Below are 20,962 nucleotides of genomic sequence, written 5' to 3'. Positions count from 1 at the left end.
GCTGCCGGATCGGAGTGGGAGGGCATGGTCATCGTCCGGGCCGGGCCAGCGCCGCCGCTCAGGCCGCGTAGTACTTCTTGTAGCTGTTGTAATAGGTGCTGGCGTCGCCCCCGCCGAACTTGGCCTGCTTTCTCATGTCCATGCGGTTGAGGGTGATCCCGATATCGCCGATCGCGTGGAGCGGCAGCAGGCGCAGCGCCGCCTTGACCGCGGCGTCCGAGGTCTTGCGCCACAGCGCGGTGACCACGACATTGTCGGCCAGGGCCAGCAGCTCGCGCGTTTCGGCGATCGGCAGGACCGGCGCGGTATCCAGCACGATCAGGCCGAAATGCTCGCGCAGGGCGCCGATCATGCGGTGGAAATTGCCGCGTTCGAGCAGGCGTTCGCCTTCGGGGAAATGGGTGGTGATCGGCAGGATCATCGCCTCGGTCAGCGGGTCCTTGACCATGGCATCGCCCAGCTTGATCCCGTCGCGCATCATCTCGCGCAGGCCCGGCCTACCCTCGTCCGCCGCCAGCAGGGCCGAAAGGCCGCGCTGGACCGTGTCGCAATCGATCAGGATCACCTGTTCGCCCGCCAGCGCCGCCGACCGGGCGAGGGAGAGGGCCAGCGAGGTCTTGCCTTCATCGGGCAGGGCCGAACTGACGGCGATGACCTGGTTGCGATCGCGGTTGCCCTGGCGGCTGGCGGCCAGGATGCCGCGGATTGCCTCGGCATAGGCCGAGCCGGGATGGGAGGCGAGGCTCTCGGCCGGGGTGGTGCCGTGGAGGCCCACCGAGCCGAGCAGCGGCACCCCGCCCAGATAGCGCAGGCCGATCCGGTTCTCCACGTCCTCGCCGGTGGTGAGGCCGGGAAAGGCGCTTTCCGCCGCGATCGCCCCGGCCCCGCCCAGCAGGACGCCGATGACCAGCCCCAGCGCGAGGTTGAGCGCCAGGTTCGGGCTGACCGGGCCGCGCGGGGCCTGGGCCTTGCCGAGCAGCCGGCTCTCCGCCCGTTCGATCCCGGTTTGCCCCAGCACTTCCTTGTAGCGGGCGAGGTAGCTTTCATAGAGCGCCTGCGAGGCCTGGGCCTTGCGGGTGAGATCATCGAGGCCAACCAGCGCCTTGTTGTCGGAGGCCAGCTTGCCGCGCGCGGCGGCCAGCCCCGCCTGGAGCGCGCCGACTTGGCTGCCGGTGGCCGCGGCATTGGCGACCAGCCCCGCGCTGGCCCCGGCCCGCGCCCGGCCGCTTTCGGCGGCGATCTGGCTGTCCAGCTCGGCCAGTTGCTGGCGCGCGGTGACCAGATCGGGGTGATTTTCCAGATAGCGCGAGGCCAGTTCCGCCACCCGCACGCCCAGCGTGGCGCGCTGGGCGCGCAAGGCCTGGACCAGCGGCGAATTGACCGCCGCGGCCTCGCCCGCGCTGCCCGCCGCGCCGGCCCGGCCCCGGTCCACCGCCGCGGCCGAGCGGGCCATGGCGAGCTGGGCGGCATAGGCGCCGGTTTCCTGTTCGGCGAGCGCGGTGGCCTGGGCGCTCAGCAGGTTGTGGCCGACGCGGAATTCCTGGACGGCCTGGAAATCGGCCTGCGCCTGGCGACGCAGTTCCTCGATCCGGGAGGACAGGACCTTGAGCGCCTTTTCGTTTTCCGCGCGCTTCGCATTGGCCCCGCTGGCGGTATAGGCCTCGGCGAAGGCATTGGCGATCCGCGCGGCCCGCCCCGCATCGGGATCGGTATAGGAAATGCGGATGGCATAGGCATTGTCGAGCCGGGCGGCATCGATGCGGGCGAGCAGGGCATCGATCACCATCCGCCGCCGCGCCGGGCCGCCGACAGGCTCCTGCGCCGGGGCCAGGCCGAGGCCCGCGCGCAGCCGCCCGCCCAGCCCGCCGCGGCCGATCGCGGCGAGGAAGGCCTGGTCCTGTTCAAGCCGCAGGGCATCGGCCACGCGCCCGGCCAGATCGCGCGAGCCGATCACCTTGGTTTCCGTGTCGATCTCCTCGGCCCGGGGCGGCGCGGTGAGCGAGGGATCGGCCGGGCGGCCATCGGGCACGATCTGCGTCCGGTCACGGTTCATCACCACGTCGGCGCTGGCCTGGTAGAGCCGGGGCATCAGCATGGTGACGTTGACCGCCACCAGCAGGCACAGCGCGATGACCATGACGAACAAGCTCAGCCGCCGCCGGAACAGAGCGACGAGATAGCGCAGGTCCACCCCGTCGCCATCGGGCTGGGGCAGGACGCTGGCCGGCAGGCGCGCGCCTTCGAGCACGGCCGGCAGGTTGGGGGCAAGGTAGCGATCGGGGAGGTTGGTGGTCGCCATGGCACTCACATCGAAAAGCGCAGCCACAAACCGCCTTCGACGGCGTGGCCCTGGCGCGGGAGGAACGAGGAAGCGGACCGGCGATCGCGGACCCGCGCGGAAAGACCGAGCATCAGGTGGCGGTTGGCGGCATATTGCGCCTCCAGCCCCACGGTGTCGGAGCGGATGGCCGGCGCGGATCCAGCGCCAACTCCGGCGCCACCCCCAACTCCGGCGGTGCCCAGATCGCGATAGCGTTCCACCGCGTGGCTGCCCGACAGGATGAGGTTGAGATTGCGGCGCGCTTCATACAACGCCTTGAAGCTGAGCTGGTCCACCTCCACCCCGGCGGCGGCGGGCAGGGGCGAGTTCACCACGTCGCGCCGGCTGGCGAGGACGAAGGTGACCAGCGGGGTGGCATACCATTCGGCCCGCGCCCGCCAGGCCAGCGCCCGATAATCGCGCAGGGCCGGGGAGCGATAGGCGCGCCACTGGTAGCCGGCGGCCAGTTCGACCATGATCAGGCGGCTGGCCTCGCCCTTCAGGCCAACCACAGCCTCGCCGGCGCGGGCCGTGCGATCAGGCGCGGGGGCAGGCGCGGCGGCGGGGTGAAGGCTGCGGATCGCGCGCCAGGTGCCTTGCGCGAACAGCACCCGCCCGCCGCCGAGCGAGCGATCCACCCGCAAGGTGGCGGTGATCGCCCGGTCGTCGCGGAAGGCCTGGGCGAGCGGCGCCGCGCCAGCCTGGACCACCGGGAGATAGTGCGCGCGCGCCAGATCTGCGGAGGCGGTCAGCCGGGTGCGGCCCAGTTCGGCCCGTGCCTCCACCCCGGCCTCCACCTGGTCGACCAGCACCACGCCGCCATTGGCCGCATTGGCCCCGGCCGCTTCATAGGGTGGCTCCAGCCTGCGGGCGGTGGCCGCGTTCAGCGCGACGAGCAGCCCCCGGCCCACCGGCATGGCGCCCCGCGCGGCCAAGGCCCAGGTATCGGCATCGTAGCCGGTAAGCCGGGCATAGCGCGACAGGACGGCCCGGGCATCGACCATCAGCCGCGCCGGCCCGACCGGGCCGGTGGCCAGCAGCGCCGGGGCAAGGGTGGCCGAAATGTCGCCGCGCCCCTGGGCCGAGCGGTTGAACACGTTGCTGCTCGCCTCGGCGCGCAGGGTGAGCGAGGGCGAAAGGTGGAAGGAGCCCAGGTCCACCCCCGGCGGGGTATAGCCGGGGATCTGCCGGGCGCCGGCCACGTCGTCACGCATGAGGGCGCCGGTGGGTGCCGCCGTGAAGGGATCGCGCGGGGCGGACTGGGCGATGGGCGGCTGGACGGCCGTCGTCTGGTTGGCTGTCGCCCGATCGGTCGGCGTGGGATGGGCCGGCGATTGGGCATGAGGATCTGCCGTGGCGGGCATTCCCGAGGACCGGACCGCCCAAGGCCGGACTGGCTGGGCTGGCACCGGCTGGGCCTGGAGCGCCGGACTGGCCAGCGCCGGCGCGGCGGCCAGGGCCAGCCCCAGCAGCCCCTGTGGCGCGGCCAGCCCGGCGCGCCGCGCGGCGGGCCTTGCCGCGCGGTGGCGGCTCATGGGGCAGGGGGGGCGAAGCGGTTCCACGGCGTGGTTGGTCTCTTTGCTGGAAGTTGCGATGAACAGTGCGCCGCATCCGGCGATGAACCGGCGCGCTGGCCTGAAGTGAAAAACCCCTGGGTGGAGCAACCGGCCCGAATTGGCCGCTGCCCCGCGAAATTACGCCGGTGGCCCGAACTGCAATCCTTCTTTCCGGGCCGCGGATCGGCCGGGTGATGGAATTACGGTCAAGCCAGACCGCCGTATTTCACCGGATAAGCTTGCGCGATTCCGCCCGCCGAGGGAACGGGGGGGACCCCTCAACTATATCCGGTTCGGAGTGATCTTCGCGGGCCGCGAACGGCCCGGCCGATCAGGCGCCGGCGTCCAGCCGGGCCAGCCGGTCGCGCAGGAATTCGGCGAAGACCTGGGCCGCCGGGGGCACGCGCCGGCCGCGAGGATGGACCGCGTAGATGCCGACATCGGCGGAACCTTCCCATTCCGGAAGGATGCGGACGAGCCGGCCATCGGCCAGGGCATCGCCCACGTCCCACAGCGAGCGCAGGGCCACGCCCACGCCGCCCAGCGCCAGCTCGCGGATGAGCTCGCTTGAATTGGTCCGCACGCAGCTTGGTCCGGCCAGTTCCGCGTTGCGGCTGCCAGCGGCAAGCCGCCAGGGCAACTGGCCATCGGCGGCGATCAGGCGGTGGCGGGCCAGCTCGGCCACGCTCTGCGGCGCGCCATGCGCGGCGCAATAGGCCGGCGCGGCGCACAGCACGCGGCGGTTGTCGGCCAGACGCCGGGCGATGAATTCGCCGCCCGGCGCCGTGGCAATGCGGATCGCCACGTGGACCTGCCGGGCGAGCAGGTCGACATATTCGTCCGACAGGTCGATCTCGAGCTGGACCTCGGGATAGAGTGCGAGAAATTCCGGCAGGTGCGGCGCGATGTGCAGGCGCCCGAACGAGGTCGGCGCGGTCACCCGCAGTCGTCCGGCCGGACTGCGCCCGGCCTTGTGAAGGCGCGCCTCGATGTCGCCGATACGGACAAGGATTTCCGCAACTTCGCGGTGCAGTTCGGCGCCGGCCTCGGTCAGGGCGATTCGCCGGGTGGTGCGGTGGAGCAACTGCGTGCCCAGCCGGTCCTCCAGTCGCGCCAGCCGCTTCGACACCATCGCGGGCGAAATGCCGAGGCTGCGCGCGGCGGCCGATAGACTGCCCTCGGCCACCACCCTGGCAAACAGGGCATAGTTCGCGTCCATCGCCATTCGTTCCTGACAGGAAAAGGTGCTTGATCATCTTAGCGTATGGATCGCGCAATGGCGATGGCCTAGCACCTGCGCCAAATTGGTGGAGATTCCCGATGTCGCAGTTCCCGCAGACCGCCATGGTCGCCCGCGCCGACCTCCAGGTCGCCGAGGTGCTTGCCCGCTTTGTCGAGGAGCAGGTCCTGCCCGGCACCGGGATCGAGGCCGGTGCCTTCTGGCAAGGCACGGCTGCGCTGTTGGCGCGGCTTGCCCCGCAAAACCGCGCGCTCCTCGCCAAGCGCGACGACCTCCAGGCCAGGATCGATGCCTGGTACCAGGCCCGCGCCGGCCAGCCGCTCGATGCCAGGGCCCGGGCCGAGCACATCGCCTTCCTGCGCGAGATTGGCTACCTCGCCCCCGAGCCGGCGCCCTTCGCGGTCGATCCCGCCCAGGTCGATCCCGAGATCGCCACCCTGGCCGGCCCGCAGCTGGTCGTCCCCATCCTCAACGCCCGCTTCCTGCTCAATGCCGCCAATGCCCGCTGGGGCAGCCTTTACGATGCGCTCTACGGCACCGATGCCCTGCCCGGCGAAGCGGCGCCCGGCGGCTACGATCCGGTGCGCGGCGGCCAGGTGATCGCCTGGGTCCGCCAGTTCCTCGATTTCACGGTGCCCCTTGCCGCCGGCTCCTGGGCCGATTGGGACGGCAAGGGGCCGGACCTGGCCGATCCCGCCCAACTGGTCGGCCGCAGCGGCGACAATCTCCTGCTGCGCCATCATGGCCTGCACATCGAGATCGTGATCGACCGCGCCCATCCCATCGGCAGGGACGATCCGGCCGGCGTGGCCGACGTGATCCTCGAATCCGCGGTTACCACCATCGCCGATCTCGAGGATTCGATCGCCGCGGTCGATGCGGAGGACAAGGTCGCCGCCTATGCCAACTGGCTGGGCCTGATGCGCGGCACGCTGGAGGCCAGGTTCGCCAAGGGCGGCCGCGCGCTCACCCGCCGCCTCAACCCCGATCGCCGCTACACCGCGCCCGATGGCTCGGACCTGGTCCTGCCCGGCCGCTCGATGATGTTCGTCCGCAATGTCGGCCACCTGATGACCACGCCGGCGGTGCTGCTGGCCGATGGCGGCGAGGCGCCCGAGGGCATTCTCGACGGGATCATCACCTCGCTGATCGGCCTGCATGACATCAAGCGCCTGGGCGCCTTGGCCAACAGCCGCGCCGGCTCGATCTATATCGTCAAGCCCAAGATGCACGGGCCGGACGAGGCCGCCTTCGCCAACACCCTGTTCGATGCCATCGAAGACCTGCTCGGCCTTGCCCGCCACACCATCAAGATCGGCGTGATGGACGAGGAGCGCCGCACTTCGGCCAATCTTGCCGCCTGCATCCACGCCGTGCGCCACCGCATCGTCTTCATCAACACCGGCTTCCTCGATCGCACGGGTGACGAGATGCACACCGCGATGCGCGCCGGGCCGATGATCCGCAAGAATGCCATGAAGAACTCCGACTGGATCAAGGCCTACGAGGATCGCAACGTCCAGATCGGCCTTGCCTGCGGGCTGGATGGCCGCGCCCAGATCGGCAAGGGGATGTGGGCCATGCCTGATCGGATGGCCGATATGCTCGAACAGAAGGTGGGCCACCCGCTCACTGGCGCCAGCACCGCCTGGGTGCCCAGCCCCACCGCCGCCACGCTCCACGCCACCCACTACCACCAGGTCGACGTCGCCCGCCGCCGGGACGAACGCCGCGCCGAACCGATCGCCCCGCTCGATGCGCTCCTCACCATCCCCGTCGCCCAGGGCACCAACTGGTCGGACGAGGAACTGCAGGAGGAGCTCGACAACAACGCGCAAGGCATCCTCGGCTACGTGGTCCGCTGGATCGATCAGGGCGTCGGCTGTTCCAAGGTGCCCGACATCCACGACGTCGGCCTGATGGAAGACCGCGCCACCCTGCGGATTTCCTCGCAGCACATGGCCAACTGGCTGCTGCACGGGGTGGTCACGGCGCAGGAGGTCGATGCTGCCCTGCGCCGCATGGCAGCCAAGGTCGATGCCCAGAACGCCGGCGATCCGCTCTACCAGCCGATGGCTCCCAACCCGGAGGCCAGCCTCGCCTTCCAGGCCGCCCGAGCCCTGGTGTTCGAAGGCGTGCACCAGCCCAGCGGCTATACCGAACCCCTGCTCCACGCCTTCCGCCTCAAGCGCAAGGCCCAGGGCTGAACCCCCGGCCGCCCCTCCCCGCCGGGGAGGGGCGCGCGCCACAACACCCACGGCGCGAACCCGTCCCACCCCGCCATGGACAAGCGCACGAAAAGGCCTGACAAGTGCGCGATGCGGTCACTCGGGAGAGGTGGCCGGGAGACCATGCCCGCAGCACCGCGATAACCTCGTAACCGTCATCACAAGAACCAGCACGGGAGGGAGACATGATCCGCAAGGCAGGACTGGCCATGGCGCTGTCCATTCTGGCCATGGCCGGCATGGTCATACCCGGCCCGGCCATGGCGCGCACCGGCCGACCGGCGCCTTCCGTGCCAGGCGACATCGCGCCGATCCTCGCGGCCGAGGCCCGGCGCGAGGCCGGGATGAACGCCAACGATGCCGAGGCGATCGGCCGGCTGTTGTCGACCGATCTGGTCTATATCCACGCCAATGGCCTGGCCGAAGGCCGCGAGGCCTATCTTGCCCGCCTGCGCCTGGCCACTGGCCGCTACCGCGACCTCGTGGTCACCGGCTTTACCGCGAGGCGCGATGGCCGGATCGCCATCAGCCAGGGCGACGTGCGCTTCGTCCGCGAGGACACCGGCCTGCCCCCGGTCGCCGTGCACGCCCATTTCCTCGCCGTCTGGCGCAACGAAAGCGGCACCTGGCGCCTGCTGGCCTATGCCTCGCCGCCGCTGCCCTGAGGGCGGCGGATCATCGCCACCATTTCCGCTCCGCATTTCCGCAGGCGGTAGCCTTGCCGCCGCAGGTCGATGTGACTCATAGGATGTGGCGCCCGCCATCGCCCCGCTGGATATGCCGTTTGCATGGACATCCAGAAAGTCGTCGGCAACAATCTGCGAACCCTTCGAACCCTGCGGGGCTGGTCGCAGGAAGAGTTCGCCGAACGGTCCGGAATCCACCGCACCTATATCAGCGGGGTTGAGCGCGGCCTCCGCAACCCCACGGTGACCGTGCTTGCCGCCCTGGCCCGTGCCCTCGACATCGCGCCTGCCGGCTTGCTGGAGGGGGCGCGGTGAGCGCCGTCTTCTCCAGCAGGCAGCAGCTTGACCAGATTTGCCTGATCCTGTCGCGCTACATCCGGCTGCCGGTTTCGACCGACACCATACCCGGCGCATTCCTCGAGGCCGTTCTCGCGCACGTTCGCGGAGCCCTGCGTTTGAACACCTATGACTATGTCGATATCCATCGGCCGCAAGAGCGCGTGGGCTGGTCGATCAAATCCACGCTTGCCGCCACTCCGGTGACGTGGAAACGGGCCAAGCTGCCCAACCAGGCGCAACTCATTGCCGCTTCCGAACAGTCGGATGAGGGGCTCCAGGCCCTGGGCGACGCGATCATCTCGTTCTGCAATGCCCACGCGCACGCCAGCCTCGCCCGGTATGGGCTGGACGAGATCGGGTATGCCCGGCTGATCGTGCATCGCACAGGGGATGTGACCTACTTCGAACGCAAGCTGTGTGATCGCGCCAATCCCGACATCTTCTCGCCTCGGGATTTTGAGTGGCAGTGGTCGTCGCCGAAGAAGACAGTCAGGAAAGAGCAGCTTCCGGCCCTGCATGGTCGTCACCGCGAGACCGGAAAGAAGTGGTGGGCCTGGCACGGCCGTGGCGAAAATCAGCTACACTTCAACGGCGATTCGACCTGGTGGCCCGCCAGGGATGATCCTCATGCGATCAGCTTCAGGTTCCCCGCCGAGGACGAGAAGATTTCGTTCGAACGCCTGACCGAGGTGCTCGAGGCGCTTTGAGCCGCCAACTGTCGCAGCAGGTCCTCGACCACCCGTTGCGCCAGCAGCGGCGGGACCGCATTGCCAAGCTGGCCCGCCTGCTGCGTAAAGCTGCCGACGAATTCGAAGCTGTCAGGGAATCCCTGAATGCGGGCGATCTCGCGGATGGTGAGCGTCCGCACGTCCACCGGATGGCCGAATCGGCCCGAACCGGGATGGAAGACCCATCGGGTGATGGTTGGCGCGACCATGTCCTTGGTCAGCCGCCCGTAGGCGCCGCTATAGCCGCCCTTGACCTGAAGATGCTTCGGCAGGTCCGCGTGCCCTTGACCCGGACCGATCGACGCCAGGCGTTCATACTGCGTGGGTTGCAGGGGCCGGGCGACATGATTCTTCACGCTGCCGCCGGCATTCCTGACCAGCTTCTGATACGCGGAGAACGGTGCCGTCGCATAATTCGTGACGGCCTGGCCCTCTCCGTGCCGAACCGGGGGCAAATCCCCGATAGCATCCCAGACTGACACGTGACCTTGCTCGCCGGTCAGCGGCAGCGCGCTCTTGCTGGGGAGGTGGGTAGGATGCGGGACGCGCAGGGCCACGCCTTCGCGGTCCGCCAGGAAAAAGGCCCTGCGCCGCCTTTGGGGCACCCCGTAGTCCGCCGCATTCAGAACGGCGTGGGTGACCGAGTAGCCCGCCGCCTCAAGCCGGTGGACCACTTCCGAAGTGTATTGCCCTCCGAAGCCGTTCTTCATTTCCGCCACGTTTTCCATGAGGACCAGCTTGGGCCTGAGGTGCTCGCAGTAGTCCAGGAATCGCTTTACCAGCAGATTTTTGGGATCCTCGAGATAGCGGTACTTGCGCGGCACGTTCTTCGAGAATCCCTGGCACGGCGGGCCTCCCGCCAGCAAGGTCAGTTCCGCCGGCTCGATGCCGATGCGCTTGCCAAACTCGGCCGGACTGAAGTCGAGCACGTTTTCGTTCAGCGCGAGGGTCTCGGGAAAGTTGTGTTTGAACGACGCGAGGAACTTGGCCTCGATGTCGATGCCGGCCACAATCTCGAAGCCTGCCGATGCAAGGCCTGTCGATATGCCACCGGCGCCACAGAACAGGTCAACGGCCTTCATATTCGCCATGTCCATGAGGCTCATAGGGTTCAGCGGCCGTCCATTGGCTATCGAGACGGCGCGCTCTCGCGGAGTGCGGCCGGTCGCAGGGGGAAGTCTTGCCCCTTCATGATGGGTGTTCGAAGGGATGGCAACGTGTCGAGCGGCCGGTGTCCCCCGGTCGGCGCGACGGGCGGCATCGTCACTGCGGGGGGGGGGGAGTCAATTTTTGGCCCATGAACCCTGTCGACTTCATCCCGAAACGGGAAGATGCGAGGCTAAAAGTCGCGCCGAATCAAGCGCTGACCCCACTGCCCGCCAAAAACTTTGTTCCGCGCTTGTTCTGCTGGAACAAAGCGAATACACAGACTGCATGGTTGACCTTCCCGGTCAGCGCCAACTAGGCAAGGGGACGAACGATGGCTGCTCAGTTGAAGCTCATCCAGGAAGGCAAGGAAAAAGACAGCATGGACCGCCAGAAGGCGCTTGAAGCCGCGCTCGCCCAGATCGATCGCGCCTTCGGCAAGGGCTCTGCGATGAAACTCGGCTCGAAGGAGACGATGCAGGTGGAGGCGATCTCCACCGGCTCGCTCGGGCTCGATATCGCGCTCGGCGTCGGCGGCCTGCCGCGCGGCCGGGTGATCGAGGTCTATGGCCCGGAAAGCTCGGGGAAAACCACGCTCGCGCTGCACGTCATCGCCGAAGCGCAGAAGGGCGGCGGCACCGCGGCCTTCATCGATGCCGAACACGCGCTCGATCCGGTCTATGCCAGGAAGCTGGGCGTCAACATTGATGAACTGATCGTCTCGCAGCCCGATACCGGCGAACAGGCGCTGGAAATCGTCGATACCCTGGTGCGCTCCAACGCGATCGACGTGCTGGTGGTCGATTCGGTCGCCGCGCTGGTCCCCCGCGCCGAGATCGAGGGCGAGATGGGCGATAGCCACGTCGGCCTCCAGGCCCGCCTGATGAGCCAGTCGCTACGCAAGCTGACCGGCTCGATCAGCCGCTCGCGCTGCATGGTGATCTTCATCAACCAGCTCCGCATGAAGATCGGCGTGATGTACGGCAACCCGGAAACCACCACCGGCGGCAATGCCCTCAAGTTCTACGCCTCGGTCCGCCTCGACATCCGCCGCACCGGCCAGATCAAGGACCGTGACGAGATCGTCGGCAACGCCACCCGCGTGAAGGTGGTCAAGAACAAGGTTGCCCCGCCGTTCAAGCAGGTCGAATTCGACATCATGTATGGCGAGGGCATTTCCAAGATCGGCGAAATCCTCGATCTCGGCGTCAAGGCCGGCATCGTGGAAAAGTCGGGCGCCTGGTTCTCCTATGATTCGATCCGCATCGGCCAGGGCCGCGAGAACGCGAAGACCTACCTGCGGGAAAACCCTGAGCTTTGCGCCCGTCTCGAAGCCGCCATCCGCGGCAAGACCGACGGCCTGGCCGAGGAAATGATGGCCGGCCCCGATTCGGACGACGAGGGCTGAGCGAACGGCGCTGCCCGGCCCCTGCTGTCTGACCAGCCGGGGCCGGGGCCGGGGCCGGGGCCGGGGCGGCGGGCTTCGGCCCGCACCGCTTGTTCTCGCAGGCAGCGCGGACTAGGTTCTGCCCATGACCGAAGTGTTTGAATGGCAAGGGGAGGTTGGCCGCAAATGGGCCAGGCTCCACGCGCTGACCGACCGGGCCTTCGCCGGGCTGACCCAGCAACTGCTCGAACGGCTGGAGCGCACGGCGGGGCAGGCGATCCTCGATATCGGCTGCGGGGCGGGCGAACTGTCCCTTGCCCTGTCGCGGCTCAGGCCCGGTGCGCGGATCGTGGGGGTCGATGTCTCGGCCGACCTGGTCGCCGCCGCGCGGCACCGCGCCGGGGATCGACCCGCGCTTTCCTTCATCGAGGCCGATGCCGCCACCTGGACGCCGGATGATTTCCGGCCCGATCTTCTGGTCTCCCGCCACGGGGTGATGTTCTTTCCCCAGCCCGTCGCCGCCTTTGCCCACCTGCGCGAAATCGCCGCGCCCGGCGCCGCCATGGCCTTCACCTGTTTTCGTGACCGCCGGCTCAATCCCTGGGCAAGCGAACTGGCCGCCCTGTTGCCGCCCGACCTTGCAACTCCGGCCGATCCGCTGGCCCCCGGCCCCTTCGCCTTCGCCGACGATCGCTACGTCGCGGCCATCCTGGGCGATGCGGGCTGGCGCGAGGTGCGCTTCGAGCCGCTCGACTTCGCCTATGTCGCGGGAATGGGCAGTGATCCGGTTGCCGATGCCCGCGAGTTCCTCGGCCAGATCGGCCCGGCCGCGCCGATCCTCGCGCAATTGCGCGGTTCACCCGCCGAGGCCGCCTTCGAGGCGCGGTTCATGGAATGGATCGCGGACTATGCGAGCGACGGCCTTGTTGCCTTCCCGGGCGCTGCCTGGCTGGTCAGCGCCCGCCGCGCCTGAGCCGCCCTGACCGCCACCGGCAGCGGTGCCCGGGCGCGTTCGGGCTGCCCTTGCGGTGCCGCGCAGCCAATCCTGCCGCAATTGCCGCGCGTTCCGGCTTGTCGCCCGCGCGGCTCTGCCCTATCGGCACCGGCATGAGCTCGACCAACGAAATCCGCCGGTCCTTCCTCGAATACTTCGGCTCGAACGGGCACGAAGTCGTGCCGTCGGCGCCGCTTGTTCCGTACAACGACCCGACGTTGATGTTCACCAATGCGGGCATGGTCCCGTTCAAGAACGTCTTCACGGGCCTGGAAACGCGGGCAACCCCGCGCGCGACTTCGTCGCAGAAGTGCGTCCGCGCCGGCGGCAAACACAATGACCTCGACAATGTCGGCTATACCGCCCGGCATCATACCTTCTTCGAAATGCTGGGGAATTTTTCCTTCGGTGACTATTTCAAGGAACAGGCGATCACCCACGCCTGGACCTTGCTGACGAAGGAATGGGGCCTGCCCAAGGACAAGCTCCTGGCCACGGTCTATCACACCGACGACGAAGCCTTCGACCTGTGGCGCAAGATCGCCGGCCTGCCGGAAGACAGGATCATCCGCATCGCCACGAAGGACAATTTCTGGGCGATGGGCGATGAAGGCCCCTGTGGGCCGTGCTCGGAAATCTTCTTCGATCACGGTCCCGGGATTGCCGGCGGCCCGCCCGGTTCGCCTGACGAGGACGGCGACCGCTTCATCGAGATTTGGAATCTCGTATTCATGCAGTTCGAGCAGAGCGCGGGCGAGATCGTCGGTGAACTGCCCAGGCCCTCGATCGACACCGGCATGGGGCTGGAACGCATCGCCGCCGTGCTTCAGGGCCAGCATGACAACTATGATACCGACACCTTCCGTGCGCTGATCGCCGCTTCCGAATCGCTCACCGGCGTGAAGGCCGCAGGCGAACATACCGCCAGCCACCGGGTGATCGCCGATCACTTGCGCTCGACCTCGTTCCTGCTGGCCGATGGCGTACTGCCGTCGAACGAGGGGCGCGGCTACGTGCTGCGCCGGATCATGCGCCGGGCCATGCGTCACGCCCATCTGCTGGGCGCCAGGGAGCCCCTGATGCACCGGCTGGTCGGTGCGCTGGTTACCGAGATGGGCCAGGCCTATCCGGAGCTTGGCCGCGCCCAGCCGCTGATCGAGGAAACCCTCCAGCGCGAGGAAGTCCAGTTCCGCCGCACCCTGGCGAACGGCCTCAAGCTGCTCGACGAGGCCACAGCCGGGCTGGGTTCGGGCAGCGAACTGCCCGGCGAGACCGCGTTCAAGCTCTACGATACCTTCGGCTTTCCCTACGATCTCACCGAGGATGCCCTGCGCGCGCGCGGGATCGGTGTGGACCGCGCCGGCTTCGACGAGGCCATGGGCCGGCAGAAGGCCGCCGCCCGGGCGGCGTGGAAGGGATCGGGCGAGGCCGCGGCCGGCGAGGTCTGGTTCGACATCGCCGAGCGCGTGGGGGCGACCGAGTTCACCGGCTACACCGCCACCACCGGCGAGGCACAGGTCGTCGCCCTGGTCAGGGACGGCGCCGAGGTCGATCGCGCCGGGGCCGGCGACTCGGTTACCGTTATCGTCAACCAGACCCCGTTCTATGGCGAAAGCGGCGGGCAGACCGGTGACGCCGGGCGTATCAGCGGCGGCAATGGCCTCGGCATCGCCGTGGCCGATACCGCCAAGCCGCTCGGCCGGCTCCATGCCCACGCGGGCACGGTGGAAAGCGGCACGATCAGGGTGGGCGACGTGGTGCGCCTCGATATCGACGTGGCGCGGCGCGATGCGATCCGTGCCAACCATTCGGCCACGCACCTGCTGCACGAAGCCCTGCGCGGCCGGCTTGGCGCTCATGTGACCCAGAAGGGCTCGATGGTCGCCCCCGACCGCCTGCGCTTCGACTATTCGCATCCCACCGCGCTCGGCGCCGACGATATTGCCGCGATCGAAGCCGAGGTGAACGCCGAAATCCGCGCCAACGAGGCCGTGGTCACCCGGTTGATGACCCCGGACGATGCGATCGAGGCCGGGGCCATGGCCCTGTTCGGAGAGAAGTACGGCGACGAGGTTCGCGTCCTTTCGATGGGCCGGGCGAGGGACGGCAAGGCCTATTCGGTCGAGCTGTGCGGCGGCACCCACGTGCGCGCCACCGGCGATATCGGCCTGTTCCGGATCGTGAGCGAAAGCGCGGTTTCATCGGGGGTGCGCCGCATCGAGGCGCTGACCGGCGAAGGCGCGCGCCAGTGGCTGGTGGGCCGCGAGGACGCGCTCAAGCAGACCGCGAGCCTCCTGCGCGCCACGCCCGACGAGGTGGAAGCCCGCGTTGCCGCCCTGCTCGACGAACGCCGCAAGCTGGAGCGCGAACTGGCCGAGGCCAAAAAGGCGCTGGCGCTAGGCGGCTCGGGCGGGGCTGCCCCGGCGGCTGACGAGGACGTGGGCGGGGTGATGTTCTCCGGCCAGGTGCTGGACGGGCTGGACCCGAAAGACCTGCGCGGCCTGCTCGACCAGGCCAAGCAGCGGCTCGGTTCGGGCGTGGCGGTGATCGTGGCGGTGAACGAGGGCAAGGCCAGCATCGCGGCGGCCGTGACCGAGGACCTCGCCGGCAAGGTCAGCGCTGTCGACCTGGTTCGCGCCGGGGTCGAGGCGCTGGGCGGCAAGGGCGGCGGCGGTCGTCCCGACATGGCCCAGGGCGGCGGACCGGACGGCAGCAAGGCGGGCGAGGCGATCGCCGCGGTCAAGGCAGTGCTGGCCGGATAGTTCTTGTTCCACTTGCGTGGGCCGGTGCCGCACCCGTTTCAGTGGAACTGAAACAGCCATCAATGCCGGGTGCGCGGACCTCCCTGGTGTTCGGATTCGCTGCCGCGCGGCAGGTCGCCCTCGGCCATGGTCGCGTCGGTGCGTTGCGGGCGCTTGATCCGGCCCTTGTCCTCGCCGGTCTGGCGGGCGGGGTTCTTGGCCGCGTCGCTCTGGTGCGGATCGTGGGTGCGCTTGGCATCGTCGGTCATGGCAGTCCTCCTGAAATTCCCGAACCCGTTCAGCCGGGCATCCGTTCCCGCAGGTGTGCGCTTTTCAGCTTGGGTTTTTCCGGCAGGTCGCCCTCGTCCATGATCTGCTGGCGGAACAGGTCGCGCTTTTCGTGGATCGAGGCGATGACGAAGCCCATCGGCACGCCCAGATCGACCAGCACGGCTTCCGAAAGCTGGAGCGAGCTTTCCAGCGTTTCGGGCACGGCATGGGTGGCTCCGGCGCGATAGAGCTGGCCGGCGTGGGCGGCATCGCGGGCGCGGGCGATGATCGGCACCTGCGCGTGGTCCTTGCGGATGCGGCGGACCAGGCGAAGCACGCCTTGTGGATCGTCCATGGTGAGGATCACCGCGCTGGCCCGGTCGATCCCGAGGCGGGCGAGCTGGCCCGGGCGGGCGGCATCGCCGAACTGGGCAACATAGCCATCCTGCCGGGCGGACATGATCAGATCGGCATCGGCATCGACCGCGAGATAGGGTTGCTGGTGCTGATCGAGCATATCGGCCACCAGCCGCCCCACGCGGCCGAAGCCGATGATCAGGGCGCGCGGCCCTTCGCCCTCGGCGGGCGGGCGCAGGGTGCCGCGATCGACCCGGCGCGCGGCCCAGCGGCCTACCAGGGCCATGATCGGGGTGACGGTGAGGCCGAGCGCGGTCACCGTCTGCCAGAACTGCGCCACCTCGGTGGTGAGCAGGCCGGCGGCCGAGGCGGCGGTCAGCACGATCAAGGTGGTTTCGGAAGGGCTGGCCAGTAGCAACCCGGCTTCGGCCGAGGTGCCCCGCCGCGCGCCCGACAGCCGCAGCATCAGCGCGGTGACCACGGCCTTGCCGACGAAGACCAGCGCGAGCGCTGAAAGGATCGCGGCGAGATCGGCCCAGATCCGGCCGAGGTCGAGCTGCATCCCCACCGTGATCAGGAAGACCCCGAGGGCCAGCCCCTTGAACGGTTCGGTCATCACCTCGACCTCGCCGTGGTATTCAGTCTCGGCGATCAGCAGCCCGGCAATCAGCGCGCCGACGATCGGCGAGAGGCCGGCGGCCGACGTGGCCAGGGCGGCGACGATCACCACCACCAGGCTGGCCGAGAGGAACAGTTCCGGGCTCTTGGTGCGCGCGGCATGGGCGAAGAGGGTGGGCAGCAGCAGGCGCCCGGCGACCAGCAGGCCCGCAATCGCCAGCGCGCCGAGGCCAAGGGTGGCGAGGATGCCGTCGCCGCCGGCGCCGGTGCCGCCAAGCGCGCCGAGCAGGAAGATGATCGGCACCAGGGCGATGTCCTCGAACAACAGCATCGAGAGCGCGGCGCGGCCCACCGGGGTGCGCGCGTCGGTGATTTTGAGGACCAGCGCGGTGGACGACAGGGCCAGCGCCAGGCCGAGCGCCAGCGCGGTCGGCCAGGCCTGTCCGCCCAGCGCCAGGCCCGCGCCGATCAGCGCGGCGCTGCCGGCCAGCTCCGCCGCGCCCACCCCGAACACCTCGCGCCGCATGGCCCACAGGCGGGCGAACGAGAGTTCGAGGCCCACCGAGAACAGCAGCAGGATGATCCCGAACTCGGCGAAGGGGGCAAGGGCGCCCGGATCGGAGATGGTCACGTGCCACAGCCAGGGATGCTCGGCGACGCGCGCGCCGAGGCCGTGCGGGCCGACCAGCAGTCCGACGAGGATGAAGCCGATCACCGGGGTGATGCGGAAGCGGGCGAATACGGGAATGACGATCCCCGCCGCGCCCAGGATCACCAGGGCATCGGACAGGGCGGGGGAATGGAAATCGGCAGCCATGCGGAGAGGTTAGGGGAGGCTCGGCGGCTTGTCACGGTGGCGGGCGCTTCCCCGGTCGGCCTGGCGGGGCCGGTCAGGTGCCCAACGAAAAAGGCGCCGGAGCAATGCCCCGGCGCCTTCCTGTTCATCCGTGATCCGAAGATCAGGCCTTGGCCATCTCGGTTTCGAGATTGTCGACGATGGCCTGGAAGAAGCCCTCAGTCGTCAGCCAGTTCTGGTCCGGGCCGATCAGCAGGGCGAGGTCCTTGGTCATCTTGCCGCTTTCGACGGTCTCGATGCAGACCCGCTCCAGCGTTTCGGCAAACTTCACCACGTCGGGCGTGTTGTCGAACTTGCCGCGATACATCAGGCCGCGGGTCCAGGCGAAGATCGAGGCGATCGGGTTGGTGCTGGTCGCCTTGCCCTGCTGGTGCATCCGGTAGTGGCGGGTCACGGTGCCGTGGGCGGCTTCGGCTTCCACGGTCTTGCCATCGGGCGAGAGCAGGACCGAGGTCATCAGGCCGAGCGAACCGAACCCTTGCGCCACGGTGTCGGACTGGACGTCGCCGTCGTAGTTCTTGCAGGCCCAGACGAACTTGCCCGACCACTTGAGCGCCGAGGCGACCATGTCGTCGATCAGGCGGTGCTCGTAGGTGATGCCGGCGGCATCGAACTGCGCCTTGAACTCGTTCTGGTAGACCTCTTCGAACAGGTCCTTGAAGCGCCCGTCATAGGCCTTCATGATCGTGTTCTTGGTGGACAGGTACAGCGGCCAGCCGAGATTGAGCGAGTAGTTCATCGAGGCGCGGGCGAAATCGCGGATCGAATCGTCAAGGTTGTACATCGCCATGGCGACGCCGGCCGAGGGGAAGTCGAACACGTCGAGATCGAGCTTCTCGCCATTGTCGCCGTCGAACACCAGGCGCAGCTTGCCGGGGCCAGGGATCAGGGTGTCGGTGGCGCGATACTGGTCGCCGAAGGCGTGGCGCCCGATCACGATCGGATCGGTCCAGCCCGGGACCAGCCGGGGCACGTTCGAGATCACGATCGGCTCGCGGAAGACCACGCCGCCCAGGATGTTGCGGATCGTGCCGTTGGGCGACTTCCACATCTTCTTGAGGCTGAATTCCTCGACGCGGGCTTCGTCCGGGGTGATCGTCGCGCACTTCACGGCGATGCCATACTGCTTGGTGGCATTGGCCGAATCGATGGTGACCTGGTCGTTGGTCGCATCGCGGTTCTCGATCGAGAGATCGTAATACTTCAGGTCCACATCGAGGTAGGGCAGGATCAGCTTCTCGCGGATCCACTGCCAGATGATGCGGGTCATTTCATCGCCGTCCATTTCGACGATGGGATTCGCTACCTTGATCTTGGCCATTGCCGTCCTTCCCGGGGAGAGTGTTCCGCCGGGGTCCATAGGCAGTCAAACCCCGGCGGGCAAGCGGTGGCCGACGCCGGGACGATGGATTCGCGCCGGCACCGCCGCGCAACCAATTCCGGCCCCCGGCATTGAAGGCGCGAAGGAGCCTTCGCCATGAGCCGTCACACAGTCGCCATCATCGTGGGCAGCCTGCGGGCGGCCAGCATCAACCGCAAGGTGGCGCGCTCGCTCTGCGCCTTTTCCGCCGACAAGCTTGCCTGCACCATCGTCGAGATCGGCGATCTTGCGCCCTACAGCCAGGACTATGACGAGGCCTCGCCCGAGCCCTATGTCCGCTTCCGCCAGGCGGTTGCCGCAGCCGACGGGGTATTGTTCTGCACGCCCGAATACAACCGCGGCGTGCCCGGCGTGCTCAAGAACGCGATCGACGTCGGCTCGCGCCCCTATGGGCAGAGCGTGTGGGACAGGAAGCCGGCCGCCATCGTCAGCGCCTCGCCCGGCGCGATCGGCGGGTTCGGGGCCAACCACCAGTTGCGCCAGGCCTGCGTGTTCCTCAATATGCCGATGATGCAGCAGCCCGAGGCCTATCTCGGCCACGTCACCGACGACAGCTTCGATGCATCTGGCTGCCTGAAGGATGGCCCGCTCAAGGACACGGTGATGCGCCTCACCGCGGCCTATGCCGATTGGGTCGACATGATCGTGCGCTCCCGCCGCCTGATTGCCGAGGATGCCGCGCACGGCGGGTGAGCCGTGCGCGGCATCTGCCTCAGCCGAGCTGGCCCAGCACCAGTCCGCCGGCGGCGGCGAGGCCGATCACCGCGATCACGTTCCACCGCAGGCGGAAGACGAGCAGGCCCGCCACCACGGCGAGGACCAGCGCCCGCCAATCGAGGCTGGCCGGATCGGGCAGGAGCAGCCGCAAGGGACCGGCCTCGACCGTCGCCACCCGCGCGAACAGAACGTGGAGGGCAAACCACAGCGAGAGGTTGCCGATCACGCCGACGATCGCGGCGGTGAGCGTGGCGAGCCCGCCCTTCAGCCGGCGGGCGTGTTCGAGCCGCTCGATCCACGGGGCGAGCGCAAAGACCCACAGGAAGCAGGGCGCGAAGGTCACCCAGGTGGTGATCGCGGCGCCCAGCAGCCCGGCGGTGAGCGGGGTGAACGGGGCGGGCGCGCGGAAGGCGGCAAGATAGCCGACGAACTGGGTCACCATGATCAGCGGACCGGGGGTGGTTTCGGCCAGGCCCAAACCATCGGCCATCTCGCCCGCGCCCAGCCAGCCGTGGGTTTGCACCGCGGCCTGGGCCATGTAGGCCAGCACCGCATAGGCGCCGCCGAAGCTGACCACGGCCAGCCGCGCGAAGAAGCTGCCGATCTCCCACAGCACGTGGCTCTGGCCCAGGGTGAAAAACACCAGAACCAGCGGCGCGGACCAGAATAGCCCGCCAACCGCGATGGCCCTGATGGTCGCGCCCCAGGGCCGGGGCGCAAGCGCGCTGGCCGGGGCCATCGGTCCCAGCGCCAGCCAGGCGGGGCGCCGCGCGGCGATCACGGTCCCCAGCGCCAGCGCGCCAAGCACGACCACCGGGAACGGCAGGTTGAACACGAACAGGGCCAGCAGGGCGACCACGGCAACGGCGCGCTTGAAGGCGGTGTTGAGCGCCCGTCTGGCCACCCGCAGCAAGGCCTGGACGACCACCGCCAGCACCGCGGCCTTGATCCCCAGGAACAGCGCGGCAAACCAGCCGAGCTTCGCGGCAAAGCCATAGAGCATCGACAGCGCCAGCATGACCAGCGCGCCCGGCACCACGAACAGCAGGCCCGAGGCCAGCCCGCCCTTGAGACCATGGAGTTTCCAGCCGATCCAGATCGCCAGTTGCTGGGCTTCGGGGCCGGGCAGCAGGTGGCAGAAGTTGAGCGCGTGGAGATACTGCTCTTCGCTGACCCAGCCGCGCTCTTCCACCAGTTCGCGGTGCATCAGGGCGATCTGCCCGGCGGGGCCGCCGAAGCTGAGGCAGCCGATCCGCGTCGAAACGCGCACGAGTTCGGCGAAGGTGGGGCTGGGAGTGGTCGAGGAGGAGGGAGTGGGCTCGGTCACGGTTCACGCCTTACCATCCGCGCGCAGGCGGACAATGAGGCAACGCTTGGGCCGGAAAGCCTGTTCGGCCG

Annotated in this window: 16 protein-coding genes; 8 read left to right on the top strand and 8 right to left on the bottom strand. The window is 68.6% G+C overall.

Translation table 11 applies throughout. From position 1 onward, the window contains the following. Positions 1-58: 58 nt before the first annotated feature. The 3 genes from ACFOD9_RS04430 to ACFOD9_RS04420 form a co-directional block, all read right to left on the bottom strand. Positions 59-2,299, bottom strand: a complete 2,241-nt coding sequence (locus ACFOD9_RS04430; protein ID WP_379508876.1) for a GumC family protein — start codon at positions 2,297-2,299, stop codon at positions 59-61. A gap of 5 nt (positions 2,300-2,304) precedes the next feature. Next, positions 2,305-3,855 carry an outer membrane beta-barrel protein gene (locus tag ACFOD9_RS04425; RefSeq protein ID WP_379508875.1) on the bottom strand — a complete coding sequence of 517 codons (1,551 nt, stop codon included), beginning with the start codon at positions 3,853-3,855 and terminating at the stop codon, positions 2,305-2,307. A gap of 352 nt (positions 3,856-4,207) precedes the next feature. Beyond that, positions 4,208-5,095, bottom strand: a complete 888-nt coding sequence (locus ACFOD9_RS04420; protein WP_379508874.1) for a LysR family transcriptional regulator — start codon at positions 5,093-5,095, stop codon at positions 4,208-4,210. Between the two features lie 125 nt (positions 5,096-5,220). Here ACFOD9_RS04420 and ACFOD9_RS04415 point away from each other — a divergent pair, with 125 nt between their 5' ends. The 4 genes from ACFOD9_RS04415 to ACFOD9_RS04400 all read left to right on the top strand — a co-directional run bounded on the left by ACFOD9_RS04415 (position 5,221) and on the right by ACFOD9_RS04400 (position 9,076). Then, positions 5,221-7,323, top strand: a complete 2,103-nt coding sequence (locus tag ACFOD9_RS04415; RefSeq protein ID WP_379509008.1) for a malate synthase G — start codon at positions 5,221-5,223, stop codon at positions 7,321-7,323. A 206-nt stretch (positions 7,324-7,529) separates the two neighbouring features. Continuing rightward, the gene (locus ACFOD9_RS04410) at positions 7,530-8,009 is read left to right on the top strand and encodes a nuclear transport factor 2 family protein (RefSeq protein WP_379508873.1); all 480 of its coding nucleotides are present in this window, start codon (positions 7,530-7,532) and stop codon (positions 8,007-8,009) included. Positions 8,010-8,132: 123 nt separating this feature from the next. Beyond that, a complete protein-coding gene (locus ACFOD9_RS04405) occupies positions 8,133-8,345 on the top strand; it encodes a helix-turn-helix domain-containing protein (RefSeq protein WP_379508872.1) in 213 nt (70 codons plus the stop codon). Beyond that, positions 8,342-9,076, top strand: coding sequence for a hypothetical protein (locus ACFOD9_RS04400; RefSeq protein WP_379508871.1), 735 nt, complete (start codon positions 8,342-8,344; stop codon positions 9,074-9,076). The genes ACFOD9_RS04405 and ACFOD9_RS04400 overlap by 4 nt, the downstream gene beginning before the upstream one ends. Here ACFOD9_RS04400 and ACFOD9_RS04395 read toward each other — a convergent pair. Further along, positions 8,995-10,194 (bottom strand): DNA cytosine methyltransferase, encoded by a 1,200-nt coding sequence (locus ACFOD9_RS04395; protein ID WP_379508870.1) that lies wholly within the window; start codon positions 10,192-10,194, stop codon positions 8,995-8,997. The two genes, ACFOD9_RS04400 and ACFOD9_RS04395, sit on opposite strands and share 82 nt — an antisense overlap. Positions 10,195-10,577: 383 nt before the next feature. On the opposite strand from ACFOD9_RS04395, the gene recA reads away from it, so the two are divergent. From recA to alaS, 3 genes are all read left to right on the top strand, one after another. Then, on the top strand, positions 10,578-11,651 hold the full coding sequence (gene recA / locus ACFOD9_RS04390) for a recombinase RecA (protein ID WP_379508869.1): 1,074 nt from the start codon (positions 10,578-10,580) through the stop codon (positions 11,649-11,651). Positions 11,652-11,775: 124 nt separating this feature from the next. After that, complete coding sequence (locus ACFOD9_RS04385; RefSeq protein ID WP_379508868.1) at positions 11,776-12,603, top strand: class I SAM-dependent methyltransferase; 828 nt, start codon at positions 11,776-11,778, stop codon at positions 12,601-12,603. A 134-nt stretch (positions 12,604-12,737) separates the two neighbouring features. Beyond that, the gene (gene alaS / locus ACFOD9_RS04380) at positions 12,738-15,386 is read left to right on the top strand and encodes an alanine--tRNA ligase (protein ID WP_379508867.1); all 2,649 of its coding nucleotides are present in this window, start codon (positions 12,738-12,740) and stop codon (positions 15,384-15,386) included. Between the two features lie 59 nt (positions 15,387-15,445). Here alaS and ACFOD9_RS04375 read toward each other — a convergent pair whose 3' ends face one another. From ACFOD9_RS04375 to ACFOD9_RS04365, 3 genes are all read right to left on the bottom strand, one after another. Next, entirely contained in the window at positions 15,446-15,634 is a 189-nt protein-coding gene (locus ACFOD9_RS04375; RefSeq protein ID WP_379508866.1) for a hypothetical protein, read from the bottom strand. Between the two features lie 29 nt (positions 15,635-15,663). Then, entirely contained in the window at positions 15,664-17,427 is a 1,764-nt protein-coding gene (locus ACFOD9_RS04370) for a cation:proton antiporter domain-containing protein (RefSeq protein ID WP_379508865.1), read from the bottom strand. A 142-nt stretch (positions 17,428-17,569) separates the two neighbouring features. Then, positions 17,570-18,787: an NADP-dependent isocitrate dehydrogenase gene (locus tag ACFOD9_RS04365; RefSeq protein ID WP_379508864.1), complete on the bottom strand. Its 1,218-nt coding sequence runs from the start codon at positions 18,785-18,787 to the stop codon at positions 17,570-17,572. A 156-nt stretch (positions 18,788-18,943) separates the two neighbouring features. Here ACFOD9_RS04365 and ACFOD9_RS04360 point away from each other — a divergent pair, with 156 nt between their 5' ends. Continuing rightward, a complete protein-coding gene (locus tag ACFOD9_RS04360; protein WP_379508863.1) occupies positions 18,944-19,540 on the top strand; it encodes an NADPH-dependent FMN reductase in 597 nt (198 codons plus the stop codon). 19 nt (positions 19,541-19,559) lie between these two features. On the opposite strand, the gene chrA is transcribed toward ACFOD9_RS04360, so the two are convergent. Continuing rightward, complete coding sequence (gene chrA / locus ACFOD9_RS04355; RefSeq protein ID WP_379508862.1) at positions 19,560-20,891, bottom strand: chromate efflux transporter; 1,332 nt, start codon at positions 20,889-20,891, stop codon at positions 19,560-19,562. Positions 20,892-20,962: the final 71 nt, after the last annotated feature.

This window comes from Novosphingobium bradum (genome assembly GCF_042646485.1).
Taxonomy (GTDB): Bacteria; Pseudomonadota; Alphaproteobacteria; order Sphingomonadales; family Sphingomonadaceae; genus Novosphingobium; species Novosphingobium bradum.
This window is presented reverse-complemented; position numbering and strand designations above follow the sequence as displayed.

Excerpts from the sequence above, each read along its gene's own strand:
- ACFOD9_RS04385 (WP_379508868.1), top strand. The coding sequence starts at position 11,776 with ATGACCGAAGTGTTTGAATGGCAAGGGGAGGTTGGCCGCAAATGGGCC.
- ACFOD9_RS04415 (WP_379509008.1), top strand. The coding sequence starts at position 5,221 with ATGGTCGCCCGCGCCGACCTCCAGGTCGCCGAGGTGCTTGCCCGCTTT.
- alaS (WP_379508867.1), top strand. The coding sequence starts at position 12,738 with ATGAGCTCGACCAACGAAATCCGCCGGTCCTTCCTCGAATACTTCGGC.
- ACFOD9_RS04360 (WP_379508863.1), top strand. The coding sequence starts at position 18,944 with ATGAGCCGTCACACAGTCGCCATCATCGTGGGCAGCCTGCGGGCGGCC.
- ACFOD9_RS04370 (WP_379508865.1), bottom strand. The coding sequence starts at position 17,427 with ATGGCTGCCGATTTCCATTCCCCCGCCCTGTCCGATGCCCTGGTGATC.
- ACFOD9_RS04405 (WP_379508872.1), top strand. The coding sequence starts at position 8,133 with ATGGACATCCAGAAAGTCGTCGGCAACAATCTGCGAACCCTTCGAACC.
- recA (WP_379508869.1), top strand. The coding sequence starts at position 10,578 with ATGGCTGCTCAGTTGAAGCTCATCCAGGAAGGCAAGGAAAAAGACAGC.
- ACFOD9_RS04430 (WP_379508876.1), bottom strand. The coding sequence starts at position 2,299 with ATGGCGACCACCAACCTCCCCGATCGCTACCTTGCCCCCAACCTGCCG.
- ACFOD9_RS04410 (WP_379508873.1), top strand. The coding sequence starts at position 7,530 with ATGATCCGCAAGGCAGGACTGGCCATGGCGCTGTCCATTCTGGCCATG.
- ACFOD9_RS04365 (WP_379508864.1), bottom strand. The coding sequence starts at position 18,787 with ATGGCCAAGATCAAGGTAGCGAATCCCATCGTCGAAATGGACGGCGAT.
- ACFOD9_RS04395 (WP_379508870.1), bottom strand. The coding sequence starts at position 10,194 with ATGGACATGGCGAATATGAAGGCCGTTGACCTGTTCTGTGGCGCCGGT.
- ACFOD9_RS04425 (WP_379508875.1), bottom strand. The coding sequence starts at position 3,855 with ATGAGCCGCCACCGCGCGGCAAGGCCCGCCGCGCGGCGCGCCGGGCTG.
- ACFOD9_RS04375 (WP_379508866.1), bottom strand. The coding sequence starts at position 15,634 with ATGACCGACGATGCCAAGCGCACCCACGATCCGCACCAGAGCGACGCG.
- ACFOD9_RS04420 (WP_379508874.1), bottom strand. The coding sequence starts at position 5,095 with ATGGACGCGAACTATGCCCTGTTTGCCAGGGTGGTGGCCGAGGGCAGT.